This is a genomic window from Bradyrhizobium huanghuaihaiense (genome assembly GCF_007830635.1).
GTDB classification, from domain to species: Bacteria; Pseudomonadota; Alphaproteobacteria; order Rhizobiales; family Xanthobacteraceae; genus Bradyrhizobium; species Bradyrhizobium huanghuaihaiense.
This window is the reverse complement of record NZ_VLLA01000007.1, coordinates 139,994-161,038: the sequence shown is the minus strand read 5'-3', so window position 1 is coordinate 161,038 and position 21,045 is coordinate 139,994. Positions and strand designations below refer to the sequence as shown.

The 21,045-nt window shown below is 63.9% G+C and carries 17 protein-coding genes and 1 pseudogene; 5 read left to right on the top strand and 13 right to left on the bottom strand.

The features are described 5' to 3' along the window. Positions 1 to 77: 77 nt before the first annotated feature. The 9 genes and pseudogenes from proS to IQ16_RS16905 all read right to left on the bottom strand — a co-directional run bounded on the left by proS (position 78) and on the right by IQ16_RS16905 (position 9,213). Positions 78 to 1,397: a proline--tRNA ligase gene (gene proS / locus IQ16_RS16945; RefSeq protein WP_018642338.1), complete on the bottom strand. Its 1,320-nt coding sequence runs from the start codon at positions 1,395 to 1,397 to the stop codon at positions 78 to 80. A gap of 145 nt (positions 1,398 to 1,542) precedes the next feature. Then, positions 1,543 to 3,102, bottom strand: a complete 1,560-nt coding sequence (locus IQ16_RS16940) for a copper resistance CopC/CopD family protein (protein WP_020607838.1) — start codon at positions 3,100 to 3,102, stop codon at positions 1,543 to 1,545. Next, on the bottom strand, positions 3,102 to 3,620 hold the full coding sequence (locus tag IQ16_RS16935; protein ID WP_026311890.1) for a YcnI family copper-binding membrane protein: 519 nt from the start codon (positions 3,618 to 3,620) through the stop codon (positions 3,102 to 3,104). Before IQ16_RS16935 ends, IQ16_RS16940 begins: the two co-directional genes overlap by 1 nt. A gap of 20 nt (positions 3,621 to 3,640) precedes the next feature. After that, complete coding sequence (locus IQ16_RS16930) at positions 3,641 to 4,054, bottom strand: hypothetical protein (protein WP_244635730.1); 414 nt, start codon at positions 4,052 to 4,054, stop codon at positions 3,641 to 3,643. A 20-nt stretch (positions 4,055 to 4,074) separates the two neighbouring features. Further along, the gene (locus IQ16_RS16925) at positions 4,075 to 4,596 is read right to left on the bottom strand and encodes a copper chaperone PCu(A)C (RefSeq protein WP_018642342.1); all 522 of its coding nucleotides are present in this window, start codon (positions 4,594 to 4,596) and stop codon (positions 4,075 to 4,077) included. Between the two features lie 27 nt (positions 4,597 to 4,623). Next, entirely contained in the window at positions 4,624 to 5,121 is a 498-nt protein-coding gene (locus IQ16_RS16920; protein ID WP_018642343.1) for a TlpA family protein disulfide reductase, read from the bottom strand. Next, positions 5,118 to 6,328: pseudogene (locus IQ16_RS16915) on the bottom strand (sialidase family protein). The gene IQ16_RS16920 and the pseudogene IQ16_RS16915 overlap by 4 nt, the downstream one beginning before the upstream one ends. A gap of 26 nt (positions 6,329 to 6,354) precedes the next feature. Continuing rightward, the gene (locus IQ16_RS16910; protein ID WP_026311891.1) at positions 6,355 to 8,754 is read right to left on the bottom strand and encodes a TonB-dependent receptor family protein; all 2,400 of its coding nucleotides are present in this window, start codon (positions 8,752 to 8,754) and stop codon (positions 6,355 to 6,357) included. Positions 8,755 to 8,838: 84 nt separating this feature from the next. Further along, the gene (locus tag IQ16_RS16905) at positions 8,839 to 9,213 is read right to left on the bottom strand and encodes a DUF2946 domain-containing protein (RefSeq protein ID WP_018642346.1); all 375 of its coding nucleotides are present in this window, start codon (positions 9,211 to 9,213) and stop codon (positions 8,839 to 8,841) included. Positions 9,214 to 9,696: 483 nt separating this feature from the next. On the opposite strand from IQ16_RS16905, the gene IQ16_RS16900 reads away from it, so the two are divergent. The 5 genes from IQ16_RS16900 (at position 9,697) to IQ16_RS16880 (ending at position 17,032) form a co-directional block, all read left to right on the top strand. Continuing rightward, positions 9,697 to 10,101: a globin gene (locus tag IQ16_RS16900; RefSeq protein WP_018642347.1), complete on the top strand. Its 405-nt coding sequence runs from the start codon at positions 9,697 to 9,699 to the stop codon at positions 10,099 to 10,101. Positions 10,102 to 10,254: 153 nt separating this feature from the next. Continuing rightward, positions 10,255 to 11,277 (top strand): sugar ABC transporter substrate-binding protein, encoded by a 1,023-nt coding sequence (locus IQ16_RS16895; RefSeq protein WP_026311892.1) that lies wholly within the window; start codon positions 10,255 to 10,257, stop codon positions 11,275 to 11,277. A gap of 21 nt (positions 11,278 to 11,298) precedes the next feature. After that, positions 11,299 to 12,801, top strand: a complete 1,503-nt coding sequence (locus IQ16_RS16890) for a sugar ABC transporter ATP-binding protein (protein WP_145831624.1) — start codon at positions 11,299 to 11,301, stop codon at positions 12,799 to 12,801. Positions 12,802 to 12,812: 11 nt separating this feature from the next. After that, the gene (locus IQ16_RS16885; protein WP_145831623.1) at positions 12,813 to 13,838 is read left to right on the top strand and encodes an ABC transporter permease; all 1,026 of its coding nucleotides are present in this window, start codon (positions 12,813 to 12,815) and stop codon (positions 13,836 to 13,838) included. Positions 13,839 to 14,242: 404 nt separating this feature from the next. Continuing rightward, positions 14,243 to 17,032, top strand: coding sequence for a UPF0182 family membrane protein (locus IQ16_RS16880; RefSeq protein WP_018642351.1), 2,790 nt, complete (start codon positions 14,243 to 14,245; stop codon positions 17,030 to 17,032). A 230-nt stretch (positions 17,033 to 17,262) separates the two neighbouring features. Here IQ16_RS16880 and IQ16_RS16875 read toward each other — a convergent pair whose 3' ends face one another. The 4 genes from IQ16_RS16875 to IQ16_RS16860 are packed head-to-tail and all read right to left on the bottom strand — an operon-like array spanning position 17,263 to position 21,014. Continuing rightward, entirely contained in the window at positions 17,263 to 18,303 is a 1,041-nt protein-coding gene (locus IQ16_RS16875; RefSeq protein WP_018642352.1) for an ABC transporter ATP-binding protein, read from the bottom strand. Then, positions 18,296 to 19,276 (bottom strand): ABC transporter ATP-binding protein, encoded by a 981-nt coding sequence (locus IQ16_RS16870; protein ID WP_018642353.1) that lies wholly within the window; start codon positions 19,274 to 19,276, stop codon positions 18,296 to 18,298. The genes IQ16_RS16875 and IQ16_RS16870 overlap by 8 nt, the downstream gene beginning before the upstream one ends. Beyond that, entirely contained in the window at positions 19,273 to 20,094 is an 822-nt protein-coding gene (locus IQ16_RS16865; protein WP_018642354.1) for an ABC transporter permease, read from the bottom strand. Before IQ16_RS16865 ends, IQ16_RS16870 begins: the two co-directional genes overlap by 4 nt. Further along, positions 20,091 to 21,014 (bottom strand): ABC transporter permease, encoded by a 924-nt coding sequence (locus IQ16_RS16860; protein ID WP_018642355.1) that lies wholly within the window; start codon positions 21,012 to 21,014, stop codon positions 20,091 to 20,093. The genes IQ16_RS16865 and IQ16_RS16860 overlap by 4 nt, the downstream gene beginning before the upstream one ends. Positions 21,015 to 21,045 lie beyond the last annotated feature (31 nt).

Genomic DNA, 21,045 nt, shown 5'->3' with positions numbered 1-21,045 from the left:
CATGATTCGGGGTCAATTGTGGCCGGATTGGCGGCCGCGATATCGGGCGATGAACAATATTCAGCCGACCAGCCTTATCAGCCCACAAGTCTTGCGACCGCGTCCGCAGGCGACATGGTCTCGCGGGAGCCGTCGCTACGCCGCTTGATCTCGACCTTGCCGTCGGCGAGCCCCTTCGGGCCGATCATGATCTGCCAGGGGATGCCGATCAGGTCGGCAGCGGCGAATTTGGCGCCGGCGCGCTGGTCGGTGTCGTCGTAGAGCACGTCGACGCCCTTGGCCTGGAGCTCGGCATAGAGCTTCTCGCAGGCCGCATCGACCGCGGCATCGCCCTGCTTGAGGTTGAGCACCACCGCGCGGAACGGGGCGACGGCCTCGGGCCATTTGATACCGGCATCGTCATGGCAGGCCTCGATGATGGCACCCAGCAGGCGCGAGACGCCGACGCCGTAGGAGCCGCCATGGATCGGCACGTCGACGCCATCCGGGCCCGCCACGAGCGCCTTCATGGGCTCGGAATATTTGGTGCCGAAATAGAAGATCTGGCCGACCTCGATGCCGCGGGTGTTCACCCGCTTGTCGGCGGGCACTTCCTGCTCGAACCGGGCGGCATCGTGAACGTCTTCCGTCGCGGCATAGACCGAGGTCCATTGCTTGATGATCGGCGTCAGGTCGCTCTCGTAATCGACGTCCTCGCCCGGCACCGGCAGGTCGAGCACGTCGCGATTGATGAACACGCCGGATTCGCCGGTCTCGGCGAGCACGATGAACTCGTGGCTGAGATCGCCGCCGATCGGGCCGGTCTCGGCACGCATCGGGATCGCCTTCAGCCCCATCCGCGCGAAGGTGCGCAAATAGGCGACGAACATCTTGTTGTAGGCAACGCGCGCCGCCGCCTCGTTGAGGTCGAACGAATAGGCGTCCTTCATCAGGAACTCGCGGCCGCGCATCACGCCGAAACGCGGGCGCTGCTCGTCGCGGAATTTCCATTGGATATGATAGAGATTCAGCGGCAGGTTCTTGTAGGACTTCACATAGGCGCGGAAGATCTCGGTGATCATTTCCTCGTTGGTCGGCCCGTACAGCAGCTCGCGCTTGTGGCGGTCGGCGATGCGCAGCATCTCCGGGCCGTAGGCGTCGTAGCGGCCGCTCTCGCGCCAGAGGTCGGCGAGCTGCAGCGTCGGCATCAGCACCTCGATCGCGCCGGAGCGATCCTGCTCCTCACGCACGATCTGCTCGATCTTCTTCAGCACGCGGAAGCCGAGCGGCAGCCAGGCATAGATGCCGGCGGCCTCCTGCCGGATCATGCCGGCGCGCAGCATCAGCCGATGCGAGACGATCTCCGCCTCTTTCGGATTTTCCTTCAGAATGGGCAGAAAGAACCGCGACAACCGCATGGCAATACTCTGGGAATCAGTGAGGGGTTGCAGTGAAACCGGATTGCGAGCGAAAACACAAGGCCGGGAATGAGGAAAAGCCGCTAACGCAGCGGAATTCCTGTCATTTTTCCGTTGCCTTCAGATTCAGCTTGAACCGGTTTGCCTACGGCGCCAGCTCGAGGTCGTCCTCCAGCGTGATCTGCTCGAAATCGGTCACCAGCGCATCGATCCGCACGTGCCAGCGGCCAGCGAAGGGCAGCTCGACCTTTCGAACATGCCAGTAGCCGTCGGGCCCGAGCGAGGCAGCCTGCGCCATCGGCTCGATGCCCCGCTCCGGCAGGCTCAGGATCAGCGTCACCTCCTTCGCCCCAAGCAGCGTCCCCTCGCCGGTCATGAGCTGGAGCACGAAGTCGTTGGCGCCCGCCTTCCCCGGAGAGACCAGCACCTGGAACATCGCCTTGTCGGTGTGGATGTGGATCGCGAGCGGCGTCTCGGGAACGATGGTCCGCGGCGGCGGCGTGAAACGCCAGCCGGCAACGAGGGCGAAGATGCCGAGGGCGATGGCGCATTCGAGCAGGATCGAACGCCTGAGCGCGGGCGCGGCTTTTTCGTCCCGCGCCAGGGCCGAGGTCAGCCGGAACCGATTGAGTGCGGCAAGCGCCAGCAGCAACACGGCCAGACCAAGCTTGATCGACAGGATCGCCCCGTAACGGGTGTCGATCAGCGCGGACGGCCTTTCGAGCTGAACGATGGCAAGGCCAAGGCCGGTCAACGCCAGCATACCGACGGCCAGCACGGCCATACGCGAAAAGCGGTTCACGACCGGCAGCGCCGCAGTCGCCGGCTTCGACACCAGCGCGGCGAGCGGCGCGAGGGCTCCGATCCAGAAGGCGACGCCGAGGCCATGGAAGAAGATCGCCGGGCGTGTGAGCATCTCGGGCGGTGCCGTTGCTGCGTGCCCCGTCATGGCGAGCGACAGGCCGACGCCGATGAATGCGATCATCGCAAAGGCGCGCGCGTACCACGCGCTTCGCAGAGCCATGATGGCGAGCAGCATCGATGCGACCGCGACGAGTAGCGCGGGGCCAGCGCTGGTCGCGAACGCGACCTTCCACGGAGCAGCCGTCACGAGCGCCGCCGGCGGCAGGCCAAGGAGATCGAGGCCCAGCACGCCGAGCGAGACGATCGCACTCGGAATGCCGATGAGAAGCGCCATGCGCGGTACTGTCATGCCCGTCATCGACCATGCAATCCAGCGCGCGAAGAACACGCCGCCGACGCCAACGAACAGGCCGAGATAGAGACCGATCCGCGCGAGCCAAATCAGCGCACTCAATCCGGCGTCCGTACTGGTCGGCGGCTTCGTTGCCGTCGGAGCGCCGACCGAGAAGATCACCGATCCCGCGACGGGATGGCCGTCCTGCGAGATCACGCGATAGCTGACCACGGCCGTGCCTTGCGGCAGGTCCGGCGGCATCACGACCGAAATGGTCTCGCCCGCTGCCTCGATGCGCGCATCATCCCGTGCCCTGCCCGCGCCATCGATCAGCCGGATCGCGCCCGGCGTCACCGTCTCGTTGAAGCGCAGCTCCACCGCCTTCGGTGCGGTCTTCAGGATGCTGCCGCTCGCCGGATCGACCGAGACCAGAGCGGCATGCGCAGACGCGCCGGTCGCGAAGCCGGCAACGAGGAGCAGCGTCGCGAGCGCGGCGAAGAGGCGCATCAGGGCTTTGGCAGCAGCTTCACGCCTGGCGCCGGCGACTTGCCCTCGTGCGAATGCCCTGCCTGTTCCGCCGGGATTTCGATCCAGCGGCTGACGCCCGTTTCGCATTCCTGGACGACGGGAAAGTACAGCGTCGTGTTCGGCTTGAGCGCGTCGGTGAGCAGCGTCTGCATGACGAATTCGTCATAGTACTTGTCCGGCAGCTTGCCGCCGGACCACGCGACCTCCTTGACGCCCGAGGAGAGCTTGTTGCCGTGATAGTCGTATTCGGTTGCATATTTGCCCTCGACGACATCGACGCTCCAGCCCGCTTTCGGCATCGGTTTCACCGCGATCACCCCTTCGGGGATCTGCACCCGGATCTTGACCGTGGGCGAGCCCGCGCAGCCGTGGGGCACTGCGAAAACGGCCTTGTAGTACGAGCCAACCGTCGCCTGCTTGGTCTCGAGCGTGACATGTGCGGCCGCTGGCGAAGCAGCGAGCGCGGCCATCAGGAACAGAATGGGTCGCTTTGACATGGTCAGCCTCACGAGCGTGGTCATTTGATCAGGATCGGCGATTCCACGCTGACGTGATCGGCCTCGGAGATCGAAATCCCGAGCCCCAACGTCCAGCGTCCGGGCGTCAACTGCGCCACCTTCACACGCCAGCCATCCTCGCCGTCGCGCGATGCCTCGACCGGCGCGAGTTTCCGGCCGGTCTGCGTATCCACCAGCGTCACCGAAACGGCCTTGGCCGAGAGCGGCGTCTCGTCCGTTGTCTCCAACTGGATCGCGATCTCGACCGGGCCGGCGCGCCCCGGGGAAACCGTGACATTGGCCATCGCCTTCTCGGTGTGCAGATGCGTGAAGAAGCTGTCGTCATCGGTCGCCGCGGCAAGCGGTGTTGCGGCCACCGACAGCAGCGCAGTCATTGCGAACACGAGGCCCGCGATGGTTCGATTCGAGCTCATGAGGGACTTGATCTGTTTCATCACATCTTCATTCCCGAATGATCGTGCATCTTCTTCATCATCTGCCCGCCATCGCCCGGCGCCTGCGCGCCGACGCCTTGCACATCCAGGGAGACGGTGACCTTGCCAGCCTTCTCGAACTGAAGCGTCACCGGAACCTTGTCGCCCTGCTTGAACGGCCCCTTCAGCTCCTGGAGCATGAGGTGATAGCCGCCCGGAGCAAGCTTCACCGTCTTCCCCGGCTCGATGGCGAGCCCCTGGTCGAGGTGACGCATTTTCATCACGCCGTTATCCATCGCCATCTCATGGACCTCGGCCTTCCCTGCGATATCCGCGGAAACGCTGACCAGCTTGTCCGCGGCCGTCCCCTTGTTCTCGATCGTGAGATAGCCGCCCGCGACCTTGGCGCCGCCCGGCGTCGCCCGACTCCACGCCTGCGAGACGACGAGATCGCCGGCCTTGACGTCCTCGGCAGCCGCTGGTGCAGCTACGAGCACGAGAGCGAGCGCGGCGAGCATCACGTCTTTCAACATAGTCTTCATGTTAGTCTTCCCGTTTGCAGACAGATTTCAATGTGTGCCGAGCTGCTGGCCCGACCATTTCTCGAGATCGGCCATCTCGGCCGAGCCTTCGATTGTCATGATGGTCCCGTCCCGCGCGATCAGCATGGTTCGGGGAATGTCACCCTGCCAGGCCGGATCGATCTCGAACCGCAGCCGTTCGACAAAGCCGTCGCTGAAAATGAAATTCTCGGTCGCTGACAGCCCTGCCTTGTCGAGCATCGATTGCGTGGCGGCCGGCAGGTTCGGCACGAGATCGGCGCTGATCGTGACGACGTCGATCCCGGGGTGATCCTTCGCGAACTGCCCGAGCAAGGGGAGCTCGACCTTGCAAGGCCCGCAGGTCACGCCCCAGAAATGCACCAGCGTGGGGCGGCCCGCATGTTCCCTGAGCACGCTTTGCCACGTGCCGCGCTCAAACGGTTTGAGAGCCGGCGCCGCCCCGAGCATAGCGACCGACGCGACCAGGATACCCAGACCCAGGAGCCCTGCAAATCGATGTTTCATGGCTGATCCTCGATAGCTGTAAGACGGTATCCGTCCGCCTTCGTCATCCATGACAGGTAAGCCTGCCGGCCATTGGATACGAGCAAAGGATGGTCGGACGTGTCGGTCGTGCTCGATATCGTCTTCGGCGATGACCATGTCTCGCCATCGTCGCGCGAGATCGTCATCTGGACCGAGGTCTTTTCGCCATCGAACTCCTTCCAGACCATGACTGTTCCGGTCGGACCCGCAAGCACGTAGGGGCGCGTCGGATTGCGCCCCGGCTGCCCCAACGGCATCGGCGCCGAGAACGTGCGGCCCTCGTCGCGCGAATGCGCATAGAACAATCCCTTCCGCATCTTTCCGTTTGTGTACCAGGCGACGTGATAGATCCCATTCGGCGCAACGGTGAGGCTCGGCCCGTGATGCGGGCAGGCATTGATCTGCCAGTCGTCGTTACTGACCCGGCGGATTTCGCCTGGAGTCGCGACGTCGGTGAAGGTCATGACCGCATGATCGCGCACGCCGCCGTCAAAAATGTTTCTGAAGATCACGGCCGGCCGCCCCGGCGCCGCGAATGTCAGCCCCAACCGGCAGCATTCGCAGTGCCTTCGCGCGCCAGTCGGGCCTCGGCGTAGGTGGTGCCGCCGTCGCTGGATGAGGCAAAGAACAGCCCCGCCCCCTCGTACTTCTGTCCCGCTTCCTTCGCGAGAACGCGATTGCGCTTATCCAGCCACGCCGCAAAGACCGTTCCATCCTGATCGAGCGCAAGCGCCTCGAAACGCTGGCTCTCGTTGCTGGCGGTGATCGGCTTCAGTTCGGCAAAGCTCTTCCCGTGATCGACCGAGCGCGTGTAGAGCACTTGGCCGCTGAAGGCCTCGTCCCTGAAGATCGAGAACGCGAGCGCGATGCCCCCCTTGCGATCGACCACAATCTTCGGCCGCGCGTCTGGCCCCCAATCAAGGTTCAGCTGCTTCGCCGTGACCTGGGTGGGCGTCGAGAAGCTGCGACCTGCGTCCTGCGAACTCGCAACCGAAACCTGCCCGCCCGCCATCCAGACCAGCCACAGCGTTCCGTCCGGACCAAAGGCGGGTGTCACCTTGGTTGCGCAGCGCAGCGTCGGTTCGTCACAGGCAGCTTCAGAGGCATGCTGACCGTGCATCTGCGCGAGCGCCATGCCCGGCAAGAGCGCGAAAGCGACTATCCCGAGCAAGCCGCGTCGGACCATGGTCCTACCCCCTTCAAGAGCCCGGATCATTTGAATGCCACCTTCATACCCGCAACGAACAGGCGCGGCGAGCCGGCGTAGATCGAACCCGTCGTGTTTGCGAGCACGCTCGCAGAATTTTGAAGGCCAGCCGCCGTCACCGTGTTGGCGATGTTGTTTGCCGACGCGACATATGTGCGGTCGAACACGTTCCTGACCTCGAGAAACAGGTTCAGCGATCTGAAGGTGTCGGACACCAAATCGGTCTTGTAGTGGACATTCACGTTGACCAGTTCGTAACCCGGCGCCTTCAGTAGATTTGCATTGTCCATGTAGAAGGAATCCTTCCACTGGACCTCGACGAAGCCTCCGAGACCTGCGAGCGGCCCCGCAAACTCGTCATAGCCAACCCGGGCTGTCAGCTCGTTGGGAGAGATGCCGGGTATCTTGTTGCCGGCACGGTTGAAGCTGAACACCGCGCCATTGGTGATATTCTCGACATACTCGGTGTAGACCTCATCGAGGTAGGTATACGCCGCCATGAACCGCCAGCCCGGATAGAACTTCCAGTCGGCGGCGAGCTCGACGCCGCGATGCTCCGATCGCGGCGCGTTGAACGAATAATTTACGCCCGCGACCGGCGTCGCCTGGTTGACGATCTCGTTACGGAAAAACTCGTAAAAGCCAGTAGCGCTGAGCTTAAGTGCGTTGTTCGGCGTCCAATCGAACCCGAGATCGTAGCCAAGATTCTTCTGGGTCTGGAGCTGGGTATTGTTGCCCGACAACCCTGTCGGCAGGATGAAGAGGTTCGAAACCTGCGGAGTGCCGTACCCGGTGGCAACCCGTCCCCGGAGCAGCCACTCATTGTTAAGATTGTAGAGCAGCGCCAACTCAGGCGCGGCATTTTGAAACTGCCGGTCCGCAGTCGTGAGCGTTGTAGTGGTGATGCCAGTGGGGCCAGCATATGCGTATGCCGTATTGATTCCCCTTAGGAGGGTAGTCTCCCAGCCGATGCCGGCAACGGCCGTCAGCGAAGCTGCGAGCTTGAGCTCCTCCCTGGCGCGAACACCATAGTTGGTAGTATCGCTATAGAGGTTGCTCGAGAGCCTGCCGAGCCTGGCATTCCCTCCCGGCATCACATTCCACGTATCGCTCGAAGCCGTCAGCGTGTTGTAGAAGGCACCGAAGAACGTAGTCGACTCCAGGCCGAGAATTTCGCCGCGCTTGGTGACGTCACTCATGAAATTGTACGAGGGAAAATCTCCGATCGCGCTGGTCGTGCCGGTTGGCTGGTTGATGTTCCTGTCATCGAAGACGAACTGGTTGCGCCAGGTCGTGGTGTTGTCGAAATCGTGCTCCCAGCGGCCACCGACGATGGTGCGGCGATCATTGCGGCCGAGCCCGGCCTGCATGGCCGTCTCCGTGTCGGTTCCGGCGGTTGCGTTGAAGCCATTGTTGAACAGTCTGACCGTGCCACAGCCGGCCGCGGCCGTGACGCCGGTCGCGCAGCCCTGCTGGAACGGGTTTTGATAGTACTGGTTCAGCGACTGCCGGATCGGCAACCGCGCGCTGAGATCGTTGTTGATGATCTTGACCGTGAAGCGATCGTCCGGCGTCGCCTTCAGCGTTCCGAGGAAGTTGACGGTCTGCGTGTTGAACCAGCTATTGCCGATATAGCCGTCGCCCCGCATGTCACTTGCGAACAGCGAGCCCTCGAAATTCCCGACCTTCTTTCCGGCGGCAAGATAGTTGTTGAGATAGCCATAGCTGCCACCGTCGACGCCATATTCGACGCCGTCGATCGTGCCGCCGGGCCGCGTCCGGAAATTGAGCGCGCCGCCGGTCGCGTAATTGCCGTAGAGCGCCGACGAAGGGCCTCGGACCACGTCGATGGCACCATAGGCATGGGGATCGATCAGATCGCTCCGCGACAGGCCGTCCGGCTGCGTCACCGGAAAGCCGTCGTCGAAGATCACGAGGTTGCGGATGCCGAAGCCGTTCCTCGCGTTGGATCCGCGAATCGAGATGCCGAAGTCGCGCGGGCCGTTGCCCTGCTTGATGGAAATGCCGGGGCTGTCGCGCAGGACGTCGCTGACCGAGAACGCCGGGCGGTTGTCGAACTGGCTGCGATCGATGGTTGTCGCGGTCTGGCCGGCCGGCGCCTGATTGAGGCCATCTCGCGCTGCGCTTGCAGTCACGGCCCTGTTTTGGGTCGGTGCGCTGGCGCTCGCGGTCGGCGCAGCGGGTCTCGCCGCACGCCCGGCCGAAGCGGAGCGCGGTTTCGATGGCCGGGGAATCGGTTTGGCACGAGCCGCCTGCGGCGCATCGACGGTAACCGGCGGCAGCACTGTGCTGCTGCTCTGGGCGAGGACTCCGCTCGACGACGCAAGCAGCGCAGCCTGGACGGCAACGACGCTCACACCGCGGCGGGCATGACAACCTAACATGGGGTATTCCTGACGCCGGTTTTCTTCCCGGCTGTTCGACAGCATCAATCGCCAGCGGTCGAGCCGCGGCGATTACGAGGGTCGTCAGGAAATTCGAGGAGGCGCGCGCGCCTGGGCGCTTGAGCCCTTGTGGGCGACAACGGCAGACACATCCGCCGCGCGCCACACCACGCGTTCGGCGTGGCGGAACGGAGTGGCGAGCGCCAGCTGCGGCGGCGAATCGAGCGACGCGTTTGCCTGCGCCAGACAACAGAGTGCACACGCAGCGCCATGCGCGGTCGGCGAGCCGGTCCGATCGTTGAGGCCGCCCTGATCGCTCGCGCTATGGCAGATGACAGCGGCAGACAGCGGATCGGCAACGGCCTGGCCCGCCGCGAGACAGGCGGCAATCGGCGCCAGCACCTGCATCGCCAAAGCGAGCAGGACCAGAGGTAGGAATTTTTGCAGCCGTGCGCGCATCCACCGAACCATTCGTTCGTGCGCTAACTAAACACCGCGCCGGCACCCGAGTCGAGACCAGTTCCGCCATCCGCTTGGCCCAGCGCAAATTTCACTGAAACTGTGGTCGGATCCCCCTGCCCGCGGGCGGGGTCCGGCATTTGAGGCAGCCCAACCATCCCCGCCCATCCACAGATTTCTTATATTTGTCATATGCTTAGATGGCCAAAAGCCCGAACATTTCGTCAGCTGCTCTTATTTTGAACAATCGTTGCCGAAAATGATGACAAGTGAGAAAAGTTGATCTAGCATCCTCTTGCTCAGGCGCTGACCGCGAGGTCGAGGCCTGGTGGTCCAAGTCTCGGGAGGAGCCCCTGGCGCGCAAAATGCAGCGTCGCCCCGTCAATCAAGATTAAATCTTAAGATCGGGGATAATAGGGTCGACACAATTTTTGAGCGGGGCCAGGGCCCCGCTCTTTTTTTGCCCGCATGGCTAAAAAGCCGATGAATGCTTCTCCCAATTTGATCGAACAGAGTTTTGAGATCGCGGCACAGCGCTGCGCTGATCTCACGCCGCTCGTCTACCAGAGGATGTTCGAAGCACATCCGGAAACGCGAACAATGTTCCGGACGCAAGGCAGCGAGCTCGTGAAGGGATCGGTGCTGGCGCTGACGATCGAGGCGATTCTCGACTTCGCGGGCGAGCGCCGCGGGCATTTCCGGCTGATCGCCTGCGAGGTCGCATCGCACGATGCCTATGGCACGTCGCGCGCGCTGTTCATCGCCTTCTTCGCCATCGTCAGGGATACGCTGCGCGACCTGCTCGGCGATGAATGGACGCCGGACATGGCACTGGCCTGGGACGCATTGCTGGTCGAGATCGACACATACGCCGGCATTCCAGCCTGACGCTTTGCGCTGCACCAACGCGCGGGCAGCGGCGACGCTGCGGCGATCTCGCGATTGATTGCAGATTGAGTGCCAACAACTCTTGTGAGAGACTTTCGGACATCGGTCGCGCAGGCAATGACGCGCCGACGACAAAAGATATGGGAGCGAGCGATGTCCGGGACGAAAGATTTCTCGACGACGAGGCGCGATCTTCTTCAGGCGGCAGCGACCGCCGGCGCCGGGGCTGCCCTGTTCGGCAGCATGGGCATAAATCCAGCACTGGCCGCCGAAGTCGGGCGCAGCGAGAAGCCGTTGAAGGCGGCATTCTCCAACGCCGGCCTTCAGGCGACGTGGTGCGCGCAAGGCAAGCAGGCGGCGGAATTCTGGGGCAAGCTGTTCAACGTCGAGGTCACCTGGTTCGACGGCCAGCTCGATGCGGTGAAGCAGCGCGCGGCGATCGACAACATGGCCTCGCAGAAATGGGACTTCGTCGCGATCCAGGCGTTCGGCATCGGCACCCTCACCCAGCCGGTGCAGAAGATGATCGACGCCGGTACGCCCGTGATCGACATGGACACGCTGATCGCGCCGCTCGATCAGATCAACGTCCACTCCTTCCTCGCCCCCGACAACGAGTTCATGGGCGCCTCGGTGACGCAGGCGCTGTGCAACGCCATGGGCGGCAAGGGCAAGATCATCATGACGCAGGGCGCGCTCGGACATACAGGCGCGCAAGGACGAGCCAAGGGCTTCAATTCGGTCGTCAAGCAATTCCCGGGGATCGAGGTGCTCGACACCCAGCCGGCCGACTGGGACGTCTCCAAGACCGCCCGCCTCTGGGAAACGTACCTGACGAAGTATCCCCAGATCGACGCGGCGTTCTTCCACAATGACGACATGGCGCTCGCGGCGGCCAACATCATGAAGGCGCGCGGCCGTACCAACATCCTGATCGGCGGCGTCGACGCTATGCCGCCGGCGATCCAGGCGGTCAGCGAAGGCCGCATGTTCGCAACCGTCCGTAATCCGTCCTGCCGCATCCATGGCGGCGCGATCATCGCGGGCGTCTCCGCCGTGGTCGGCGGCGAGAAGAGCGGACAGGGAATCCCCAAGAACGTCGTCACCGACGGGCCGGTCGTGACCAAGGCCAATGCCGCCGGGATGCAGTGGATGCAGGATCACTTCCTGATCTGAGCCTCCAAGATCTGATCCTTCATGCCTGAGGTGCGTTCGCCCATCCTGGAACTGCAGGGCATCACGAAGAGCTTCGGCGGCGTCGAAGCGCTTCGTGGTGTCGACTTCGCGCTTCTCCCCGGCGAGATCCACGGTCTCGTCGGCGAGAACGGTGCGGGAAAAAGCACGCTGATGAAGATCATCGCCGGCGTGCACACCGAATTCTCCGGCCGTTTCCTGATCGACGGCAAGGAGACGCATTTCCGTTCGACCCGCGATGCGCATGCGGCCGGCATCGCCATGGTGCATCAGGAGCTCTCTGTCGCCCCCGATCTCACGGTCGCCGAGAACGTCTTCCTCGGCAACCAGCCAACCAACGCCCTCGGCCTCGTGCAATGGCGGCGGATGGCGCGTGAGGCCGGCGAGCAGCTCGCCCGCTTCGGCATCGACGTCGATCCGATGACAAGGCTCGGCGATCTCCCGATCGGGCTCCAGCAGCTGATCGAGATCGCGCGCGTCCTGTTCTCCGGCGCACGCATCGTCATCCTGGACGAGCCGACCTCCGCCCTCTCCCCGCCCGAGGTCGAGCGGCTGTTCGCGACGCTCCGGCGGCTGCGCGAGGAGGGCACGGCAATCGTCTTCATCTCGCATTTCATCGAGGACATCCTGCTCGTGTCCGACACGGTGACCGTGTTCCGCAACGGGCGGAAGGTCGCGGAGACCGCGAGCGCGGCGACCAGCAAGGGCGCGCTGATCGAGGCCATGATCGGCCGCGGCGGCGAGGCGCTCGAGCACAGCTACACCGACGATCTGATGCTGCCGCAGCCGAGCGACAGCACGGTTGTGCTGAAGGCCGATCAGCTGTCGCTGGCGCGCAGCCTGAAGGACGTCTCCTTCGAGGCGCGCGCCGGCGAGGTGCTCGGCATCTACGGCTTCATGGGCTGCGGCCAGCAGGAGCTGTCGCGCATCCTGTTCGGCAAGCTGAAGCCGGACGGCGGCACGCTGGTGGTCGAGGGCAGGCCCAAGACCTTCGCCAGCACGGCAGCGGCCCGGCGCGCGGGCGTGGCGCTGGTGCCGGAGAGCCGGCGCGACATGCTGTTCCATCAGGAGCCGGTCTACAAGAACATCTCGATCAGCATTCTGGACCGCATCTCGTCCCTGCTGCTCAAGCCGGCGCAGGAACGCGACATCGCCAAACGGCAGGTCGAGCAGCTGCAGATCAGGCCGCCCGTGGTCGGCCTCGATCTCGGCATGCTCTCCGGCGGCAACCAGCAGAAGGTGGCGCTGGCAAAATGGCTGACCTATCCGCCAAAACTGCTGGTGCTGTGCGAGCCGACCCGCGGCATGGATGTCGGCGCCAAGAACGACGTCATCAACATCGTCCGCGACCTCCGCGCCAGGGGGCTCGCGATCATCGTGCTGTCGACCGAGCCGGAAACGGTGCTGTCGCTGGCCGATCGCATCCTGGTGCTCAAGCGCGGCACCTTGGTGCGGGAATTCTCGAACGAGCCGGTCAGCAAGGACCGCCTGCTGGAAGCGGCGTGACGGAGAGGCACATGAGCAGCGAGACGGCCTTTGCGGAAGCCCATCGGGCGCGAGGGCTCGCGCCCTTCCTGCGCTCGCAGATGCGCAACATCGCGCCGTTCCTGACGCTGATCTGCCTGTCCGCCTTCTTCGCCTTTGCCAGCCCCTCCTTCGCGACGCTGGACAATCTCGGCAACATCCTGACGCAGGTGTCGGTCACGGGCATCATCGCCGTCGGCCTCACCTTCGTGATCCTCTGCGCCGAGATCGACCTCTCGATCGCCAGCATCGCCAACGTCACCGGCATCGCGGTCGCCTACTTCACGCTGCAGGAATCCTACGTCAACATCGCCAACATCCCCCTGCCCGGCGCAGTCGCGATCATCCTGTCGATCCTGCTCTGCGCCCTGCTCGGCCTCGTCAATGCGCTGGGGCTGACCGTGATCGGCATCCCCTCCTTCATCATGACGCTGGCGATGATGCAGATCGCCGCCGGCATCTCGGCCCTCCTGGTGCGCGGCCAGATCGCCTACAAGGTCCCGAGCCTGATCACGACGCTCGGCTCGGGCTCGATCAGTGGCATCCCCTGGATCGTCATCGTCGCCGCCATCATGCTGCTCGGCGGGCACCTGGTGCTGACCTACACGCGCTTCGGCCGCTACGTCTACATGGTCGGGGGCAATCGCGAGGCGGCCGAATATTCCGGCCTCAACGTCAAGCTCATCTTGGGTGCGGTGATGGTGATCTCGGCGGTCTGCTCCGGCATCGGCGGCATGCTCGGCGTCGCGCATTTCGGCAGCGCGCAGCAGAACGAGTTCGACACCTACCTGCTCGACTCCATCGCCGCCGTCGTCGTCGGCGGCACCAGCCTGTTCGGCGGCCGCGGCGGCATCGGTAACACCATCGTCGGGCTCTTTGTTCTAGGTGTCCTGAATAACGGCCTCGACCACGTCAACATCGACAGCTTCCTGAAGATCCTGATCCGCGGCCTGATCCTGCTGGCGGCGCTGATCATCAACGTCTTTGCGCAGCGCTTGAGGGAAAAAGCGGCGGAGTAGACACCCCGCCGCTTGAAATCGCGAAAACAACCCCATGCACAGTACAAATCATTGAGGAATTCGGCGCGGGGCGGCCGGGACCTCCGCAGCAAAGACGTTTGACAGGTCGGGCAAGACACCTGCACAATTGCATCATGGCGCAGGTCGCGTGTCTGCGGAGCGCTGAGCCCAAGCCGGGGACGCCCGGCACCGTCGTTCGAGCCGCACTCGTCTCCTTAGGAGCTTGAATGACGGTTTGACGACAAAGCGGACAACACGCAGCCCCCAAGAACTCGCGCGTCCTCCCGAGTTCGACGCGCAGCCTGATGCGGGCATCGGCCTATTGTAGGAGGGCGGAGCAAAAAGCAGGTGCGGCGCCCCCCGCGACAGGCGCGCCACGCCAGTCGTTCTGCTATAATGTCACTATGACGATCGGGATTTCCGGACCCGAACGGAAGGCACCAGGGCGAAGCGCCGTGGTGGGATTCATCATCGCGGCCATCATCGCCGCAATCGGCCTGATCCTGCTCGCTCTCGTCGCCGACTTCCTGGTCGACTGGATGTGGTTCTCGTCGATCGGCTACAAGCGGGTCTTCTGGACCACGATCGGCGCGAAAGCCGCCGTCTTCCTCGTTGTTTTCGCGGCGACCGCCGCCGTCTTGTGGACAAACGCGCGCCTTGCACTTGGCCTCGCCGGGCGCCGAAGCCGGTTGCCTGCGGCCTTCGACCCGCCGCTTGCGGGCGCTGCGGCGTCGCCCGATCCGTTGGAATTCCTGCGCGAGCGGCTGCCGTGGCGCATTGTGATCGCCGCGAGTAGCGGCCTCTTCGCTCTGTTCGTCGCCTGGGGCGAAGTCGGCAACTGGAGCACTCTTCTGCGCTTCATCTATCAGGTGCCCTACGGCACCAACGATCCCTTGTACGATAAGGATATCGGCTTCTACCTCTTTTCCCTGCCCGCCCTGGTGGCCATGAAGAATTGGGCATTGCTGATGCTCGTCATGGGCGCACTGTTCGCCGGATCTATCTACTGGATGTATGGCGACATCGAAGACCGAGCCCAGCGAATATCGCCAGCGGCGATCTCGCACGGTTCGGCGCTTCTCGGCCTCTTCTTTGGCGTGAAGGCGTGGTCCTACAGTCTCGACCGCTATCTCCTGCTGTACGGCGACAACGGCGTGGTGGTCGGCGCAGGCTTCACCGACGTCAATGTGGAATTGCCGCTCCTGTGGCTGCTGATCGCACTTTCGATCGTCGCCGCCTTGGCGGCATGCGCGAACCTGTGGGTGCGTACCTACCGCCTTCCCACCGCCGCGATTGTGCTGCTGTTCGGCGGCGCCTTGCTGCTGTCGGGCATCATCCCCGCGGTCTTTCAGCGCTTCTACGTCGGGCCGAACGAGCTGGAGTGGGAGCGGCCTTACATCGAACGCAACATTACCCTGACCCGCGAGGCCTACAATCTCAATCGGATCGTACCGAAGCCTTTCCCTGCGGAACAGAACCTGACTTTCAGGGCACTCGAGGCCAACAAGGCCACCATCGATAATATAAGGCTGTGGGATTGGCAACCATTGGCCGACACTTACGCGCAACTGCAGGAGATTCGCACCTACTACAAACTGCGCGACCTCGATGTCGATCGCTACTGGTTTGGCGATACCTACCAAAGCGTGATGATCTCAGGCCGCGAGCTGAATTCCGCGCTGCTGCCATCCAACGCGCAAACCTGGGTCAACCGCCACATCCTGTTCACCCACGGCAATGGTGTGGTGATGAGTCCGGTCACCCAGAAGAGCAGTGAAGGACTTCCGCTTCTCTATCTGCACGACATTCCTCCGGTCGCGCACGGAGGTCCCGCCATTCGCGAGCCGCGCATCTACTACGGACAGCAGACTGAGGACTATGTCATCGTCAAGGGAACCGTGCCGGAATTCGATTATCCCAAGGGAAAGGACAATGTCTACGCGTCCTATGACGGCTCCGGCGGCGTGCCGCTGTCGGGCATGGTGCGGAGACTGATCTTCGCCCACCATTTCAACGATGTGAACCTGCTGCTGTCAGACTACATCGGCGACGAAAGCCGGATCATGATCTGGCGCAACATCCAGAAGCGGGTCGGCATGATCGCCCCGTTCCTCGCTCTCGATCACGACCCCTATCTGGTCGTCAGCGAGGGCCGGATGTTCTGGATACAGGATGCCTACACGACGAGCGAATATTTTCCCTACGCACAGCCTGCGCCCGGCCACAACCTGAACTATATCCGCAATTCGGTGAAGGTCGTGATCGACTCCTACAACGGCACCGTCGACTTTTACCTGATGGACCCGGCAGACCCGATCGCCGCGACCTATCAACGAATCTTCCCGGACCTGTTCAAGCCGTTCGCGGCCATGCCGTCCGATCTGCAAAAGCACATTCGCTATCCCGAAGACCTCTTCCTGATTCAGGCGCGGCTTTTCCAGACCTATCACATGGAAGCGGCCGACGTTTTCTATAACCGCGAGGACCTCTGGCAATTTCCGCGTCAGCCGGCCGGTGACGGCGTCTCGTCCATGGACGGCGTTACCACGATGGCCCCTTACTACATCATCATGCGGCTGCCTGGAGAGGCGCAAGCCGAGTTCTTCATCATGATCCCGATGGTGCCGAGCCGTCGCGACAACATGATCGCATGGCTCGCCGCGCGCTGCGACGAGCCCGGCTATGGCAAGCTGGTCGTGTACGAATTTCCCAAGGAGAAGCTGGTCTACGGACCGTTCCAGATCGAGGCGCGAATTCATCAGAACACGGAGATATCCCAACAGATATCGCTGTGGAACCAGATGGGGTCGCGGGTGATCCGGGGAAATCTGCTCGTGATCCCGATCGAGAATTCGATTCTCTACGTGTCGCCGCTGTATTTGCGGGCCGAGCAAGGACATTTGCCGGAGCTCAAGCGGGTGATTGCCGCCTATGGCGAGCACGTCGTCATGAAGGAAACACTTGCTGAGGCCCTGTCGGCACTCTTCGTGGACGATGGGCCCGCGCCGGCGCCGGCTGCGACCGCGGAATCGCCCAGCGATGGGTCCGCGGCAAGGCGCGCGCAGGAGGCGCTCGATCACTACAATCGCGCCATGGAGCGATTGAAATCCGGCGATTGGACAGGCTTCGGCAAAGAGATCGGCGTGATGCGCGGTATTTTGGAGGAGATCCGCCGGCAATCGGGTAGCCGCTGATTGACCGATGAGCGCACGACCCAGCCGTTCGCGAAGTCCGGCTGCCGGTCCCGCACTTTTCGCGCAGCGCCGGTGACGTCGGCGATGGCCAGGAATGCCCCGTCTCCACCATCACCGCGCGCGCGAGCCGCACGGCGCGTGTTTCGCCGATGCATCGCGCGGCGCACGCCCTCTTCAGGAGCTTGAATCACGGCCCGGTGGGATGGGCGGCAGCAGACGTGCCCTCCGTTCTAGGGATGCCCGCTTAAGCTCGACGCCAACGCCGCCTGACCGGCAATCTCCTCACTCCGCCAGCATCTCACCGCATGCCCGTCCGGCCGCGTCTCCAGCACCGGCCCCGGCTCGCTCCGACACACCGCTTCCGCGTAACGACACCGCGGGCTGAAGGCGCAGCCGTTCGGCGGATTGAGCGGATTGGGAAGGTCGCCGCCTGTCGTCGCCAGCGGTGCGTGGCGCAGCGGATCGGGGATGGCGGCGATCAGGGCTTGCGTGTAGGGGTGCGCCGGACGTTCGAAAATCTCGCGCCAGTCGCCGTTCTCGACGATGCGGCCGAGATACATCACGGCGACGCGGTCGCTCATGTGCTCGACGACGCCGAGGTCGTGGCTGATCATGATGTAGGACAGGCCGAGCGTGTCCTTCAGCTCCAGCAGCAGGTTGATGATCTGGGCACGGATCGAAACGTCGAGCGCCGAGACCGGCTCATCGCAGATGACGATTTTTGGATTGAGGATCAGCGCGCGCGCAATGCCGATGCGCTGGCGCTGGCCGCCGGAGAATTCATGCGGGTATCGGTCGGCCTGCTCGGGGCGCAATCCCACATGCTTGAGCATCGTCGCGACGCGGTCCTCGATCTCGCTTTTCGCGGCCACCCCGTGCACACGCAAGGGATCTTCCAGCGTGCGGCGAACGGTCTGGCGTGGATTGAGCGAGGCGTAGGGATCCTGGAACACGATCTGCACGGTGCGCGCCAGGGCCTTGCGATCGGCGGATTGGCTGTCCGTCGCGACCTCCCGCCCGTCCACCACGATATGGCCGTGCGTCGGCTTCAACAGCCCAAGGATCGACAAGGCGACCGTCGACTTGCCCGACCCGGACTCGCCGACAAGACCGAGGCATTCCCCTCGCCTCAAGCTGAGATCGACGCCGTCGACGGCACGGAGCAGCCGACGCTCGCGGCCGAACAAGCCGCCTCCCAGCGGAAAATGAACCGCGAGATCCTCGACCCTGAGGATGAGATCGTCGTCCGGCTTCCGCTGCGGCTCATGCATGGTGGTAACACCTGACGAAACCGCCGGCCTCGAGGACATCCGTGTGCGGCGCGACTGTCCGGCAGATGTCGGTCGCCTGGGCGCAGCGCGGATTGAACCGGCAGCCGTCCGGAAAACCGGTGATCGCCGGGACCACGCCCGCGATTTCCTTGAGCCTGGTACGACCAAGCGCAGCGCGACTGCCCAGCCGCGGCAGCGAGGCGACGAGGCCCTGCGTGTAGGGGTGCGAGGGCGCGCGGAAGATGTCGGCCGAGCCGCGCTCCTCGACAATGCGGCCGGCATACATGACGGCGACGCGGCGGCAGACATTGGCGACGAGGCCGAGATCATGGCTGATCATCAGGATCGCCGTTCCGCGCTCGGCACAGAGATTGCGCATCAGCTCGATGATCTCCGCCTGCACGGTCACGTCGAGCGCGGTGGTCGGTTCGTCCGCGATCAGGAGGTCCGGACCACACGCGAGCGCAATGGCGATCATGACGCGCTGGCGCATGCCGCCGGACAGCTGGTGCGGATAGTCGTTCACGCGCCGCTCCGGCGCGGGCACGCGGACGCTCGCCAGCGACTCGACCGCAAGCTGGTTGGCCTCCCGCCAGCTCTTGCCCTTGTGCAGCACGAACATCTCGGCGATCTGCCGGCCCACCGGCGAGACCGGGTTCAGCGCCGTCATCGGCTCCTGGAAGATCATGGCGATGCGGTTGCCGCGCAGCTCCCGCTGCCCGGCGGCGGAAAGGTGCTGGATCTCCTTCCCGTCGAACCTGATGACGCCGCCGCCGATCGACAAGGGCGGCCGCAGCAGCCCGATCAGGGCGAGCGCCGTGATGCTCTTGCCGCAGCCGGACTCGCCGACAAGGCCGAACGTCTCGCCCCGGTCGATGCGGAACGAAATGCCCTCGGCCGCCGCAACACGCCTCGATCCATCATCGAGATCGATGCGCAGATCCTCGACCTCGACCAGCGGCACGCCCGTCATGTCCGCCGGCTCCGCGAGTGGGGATCGAGGATGTCGCGCAGGCCATCGCCGAGCAAATTGAGGCCGAGCACGGTCAGGAAGATGGCAAGGCCCGGAAACAGCGAGAGCCACGGCGCGGTCGTGATCTGGTCGCGGGCCTCCGAGAGCATGCTGCCCCAGCTCGGAAAAGGCGGACGGACGCCGAGACCCAGGAACGACAATGCGGCTTCGGACAGCACCGCGCTGCCCATGCCCAGCGTGCCGATGACGACGATCGGCCCTAGCATGTTCGGCAGCAGCTGCGTGATCATGATGCGCAGATCGCCGTAGCCGAGCACGGTTGCCGCCTGGACATAGCCCTGGTTCCGCAGCGACAGCGCCGAGGCCCGTGCGAGGCGGCAGGTGAAGGACCAGTTGGTCAGCCCGAGTGCGATCAACAGGCTGGTAAGGCCCGGTCCAAGCACCGCCATGATGGCGAGCGCGAAGATCAGCGAGGGGATCGCGAGCATCAGATTGGTCAGGGCGTTGACGACATCGTCCCACCAGCCGCCAAAATAGCCGGCGCTCAGGCCTAGCGCCACGCCGATGACGCTGTTGATGAGCTGGGAGACGATGCCGACCGTCAGCGAGACGCGTGCGCCGTAGAGGACGCGGGAATAGATGTCGCGGCCCTGCCCGTCGGTGCCGAACCACCAGGTCCAGCTCGGCGGCTCCTCCGCATTCATCAGATTGGCGTCCATCACGGGGTCGGTGTGCGCCAGCCACGGCGCGAGCAGGCCGACGATGATCGCGAGCGCGAACAACGACCCGCCGATGACGAGATTGGCGCGGAGCTTCATGCGTATCTGATCCTGGGATCGATCACGCCGTAGAGCACGTCGATCAGCAGATTGATCGCGAGAAAGAACAGCACCACCACGAGTATGGAGCCCTGGACGGCGGGAATGTCGCGCTGCAGCACACTGTCGACCAGCAGCGAGCCGATGCCCGGCCAGGAGAACAGCTTTTCGACGACAACCGCCTGCCCCATCAGCGCGCCGAATTGCAGGCCCATGGTCGTGAGGATGAGGACGAGCGCGTTGCGCATCACGTGCCACTTCACGACGCGGGTCTCGCTCATGCCCTTCGAGCGCGCCGTGCGGACGAAGTCGGCCGTCATGATCTCGAGGACCGCCGCGCGGGTCGTTCGGGCCAGCAGCGCCATCGGCGACACGCCGAGCGTCACGGCCGGCAGGATCAGATATTTGAGGCCGCCATCGCCATAGCCAAAGCTCGGCAGCCAGCCGAGTTTGAGCGCGAACAGGTACATCAGGAGCAGTCCGAGCCAGAACTTGGCCAATGACAGGCCCGACACCGCCAGGACCATCGAGACGGTGTCGACGAGGCTGCCCGGCCGCAACGCCGCGATGAAGCCGAGCGGCACGCCGAGCAGAACCGCAAACGCCATTGATGCGAAGATCAGCTGCAGCGTCGGCCATGCCCGCTTGGCGATCATGGTCGTGACCGGCTCGCGCGTCCGGAACGAGGCCCCGAGATCACCGGTCGCGAGCCTTGCGACATAGGCGCCAAAGCGCATGTAGACGGGCTGGTCGAGGCCGAGCTGCTTCTTCATGCGCAGCTCGACCTGCGGATCGCTGTCGTCGCTCATGGTCGAGGCGATGCTGCCGGGAACCACGCTGAACAGCACGAAGACGAGCAGCACCACGGCGAGCACGGTCGGAATGGTCTGCAGGAGGCGACGGATCAGGAACGCGAGCATCTCAACTTTTCCCGGCTCCCTCCATCGCCCG

Bases quoted from the DNA above. Each gene is read 5' to 3' on its own strand.
- proS (WP_018642338.1), bottom strand. From the start codon at position 1,397: ATGCGGTTGTCGCGGTTCTTTCTGCCCATTCTGAAGGAAAATCCGAAA.
- IQ16_RS16940 (WP_020607838.1), bottom strand. From the start codon at position 3,102: ATGCGCCTCTTCGCCGCGCTCGCGACGCTGCTCCTCGTTGCCGGCTTC.
- IQ16_RS16935 (WP_026311890.1), bottom strand. From the start codon at position 3,620: ATGTCAAAGCGACCCATTCTGTTCCTGATGGCCGCGCTCGCTGCTTCG.
- IQ16_RS16930 (WP_244635730.1), bottom strand. From the start codon at position 4,054: ATGAGCTCGAATCGAACCATCGCGGGCCTCGTGTTCGCAATGACTGCG.
- IQ16_RS16925 (WP_018642342.1), bottom strand. From the start codon at position 4,596: ATGAAGACTATGTTGAAAGACGTGATGCTCGCCGCGCTCGCTCTCGTG.
- IQ16_RS16920 (WP_018642343.1), bottom strand. From the start codon at position 5,121: ATGAAACATCGATTTGCAGGGCTCCTGGGTCTGGGTATCCTGGTCGCG.
- IQ16_RS16910 (WP_026311891.1), bottom strand. From the start codon at position 8,754: ATGTTAGGTTGTCATGCCCGCCGCGGTGTGAGCGTCGTTGCCGTCCAG.
- IQ16_RS16905 (WP_018642346.1), bottom strand. From the start codon at position 9,213: ATGCGCGCACGGCTGCAAAAATTCCTACCTCTGGTCCTGCTCGCTTTG.
- IQ16_RS16900 (WP_018642347.1), top strand. From the start codon at position 9,697: ATGAATGCTTCTCCCAATTTGATCGAACAGAGTTTTGAGATCGCGGCA.
- IQ16_RS16895 (WP_026311892.1), top strand. From the start codon at position 10,255: ATGTCCGGGACGAAAGATTTCTCGACGACGAGGCGCGATCTTCTTCAG.
- IQ16_RS16890 (WP_145831624.1), top strand. From the start codon at position 11,299: ATGCCTGAGGTGCGTTCGCCCATCCTGGAACTGCAGGGCATCACGAAG.
- IQ16_RS16885 (WP_145831623.1), top strand. From the start codon at position 12,813: ATGAGCAGCGAGACGGCCTTTGCGGAAGCCCATCGGGCGCGAGGGCTC.
- IQ16_RS16880 (WP_018642351.1), top strand. From the start codon at position 14,243: ATGACGATCGGGATTTCCGGACCCGAACGGAAGGCACCAGGGCGAAGC.
- IQ16_RS16875 (WP_018642352.1), bottom strand. From the start codon at position 18,303: ATGCATGAGCCGCAGCGGAAGCCGGACGACGATCTCATCCTCAGGGTC.
- IQ16_RS16870 (WP_018642353.1), bottom strand. From the start codon at position 19,276: ATGACGGGCGTGCCGCTGGTCGAGGTCGAGGATCTGCGCATCGATCTC.
- IQ16_RS16865 (WP_018642354.1), bottom strand. From the start codon at position 20,094: ATGAAGCTCCGCGCCAATCTCGTCATCGGCGGGTCGTTGTTCGCGCTC.
- IQ16_RS16860 (WP_018642355.1), bottom strand. From the start codon at position 21,014: ATGCTCGCGTTCCTGATCCGTCGCCTCCTGCAGACCATTCCGACCGTG.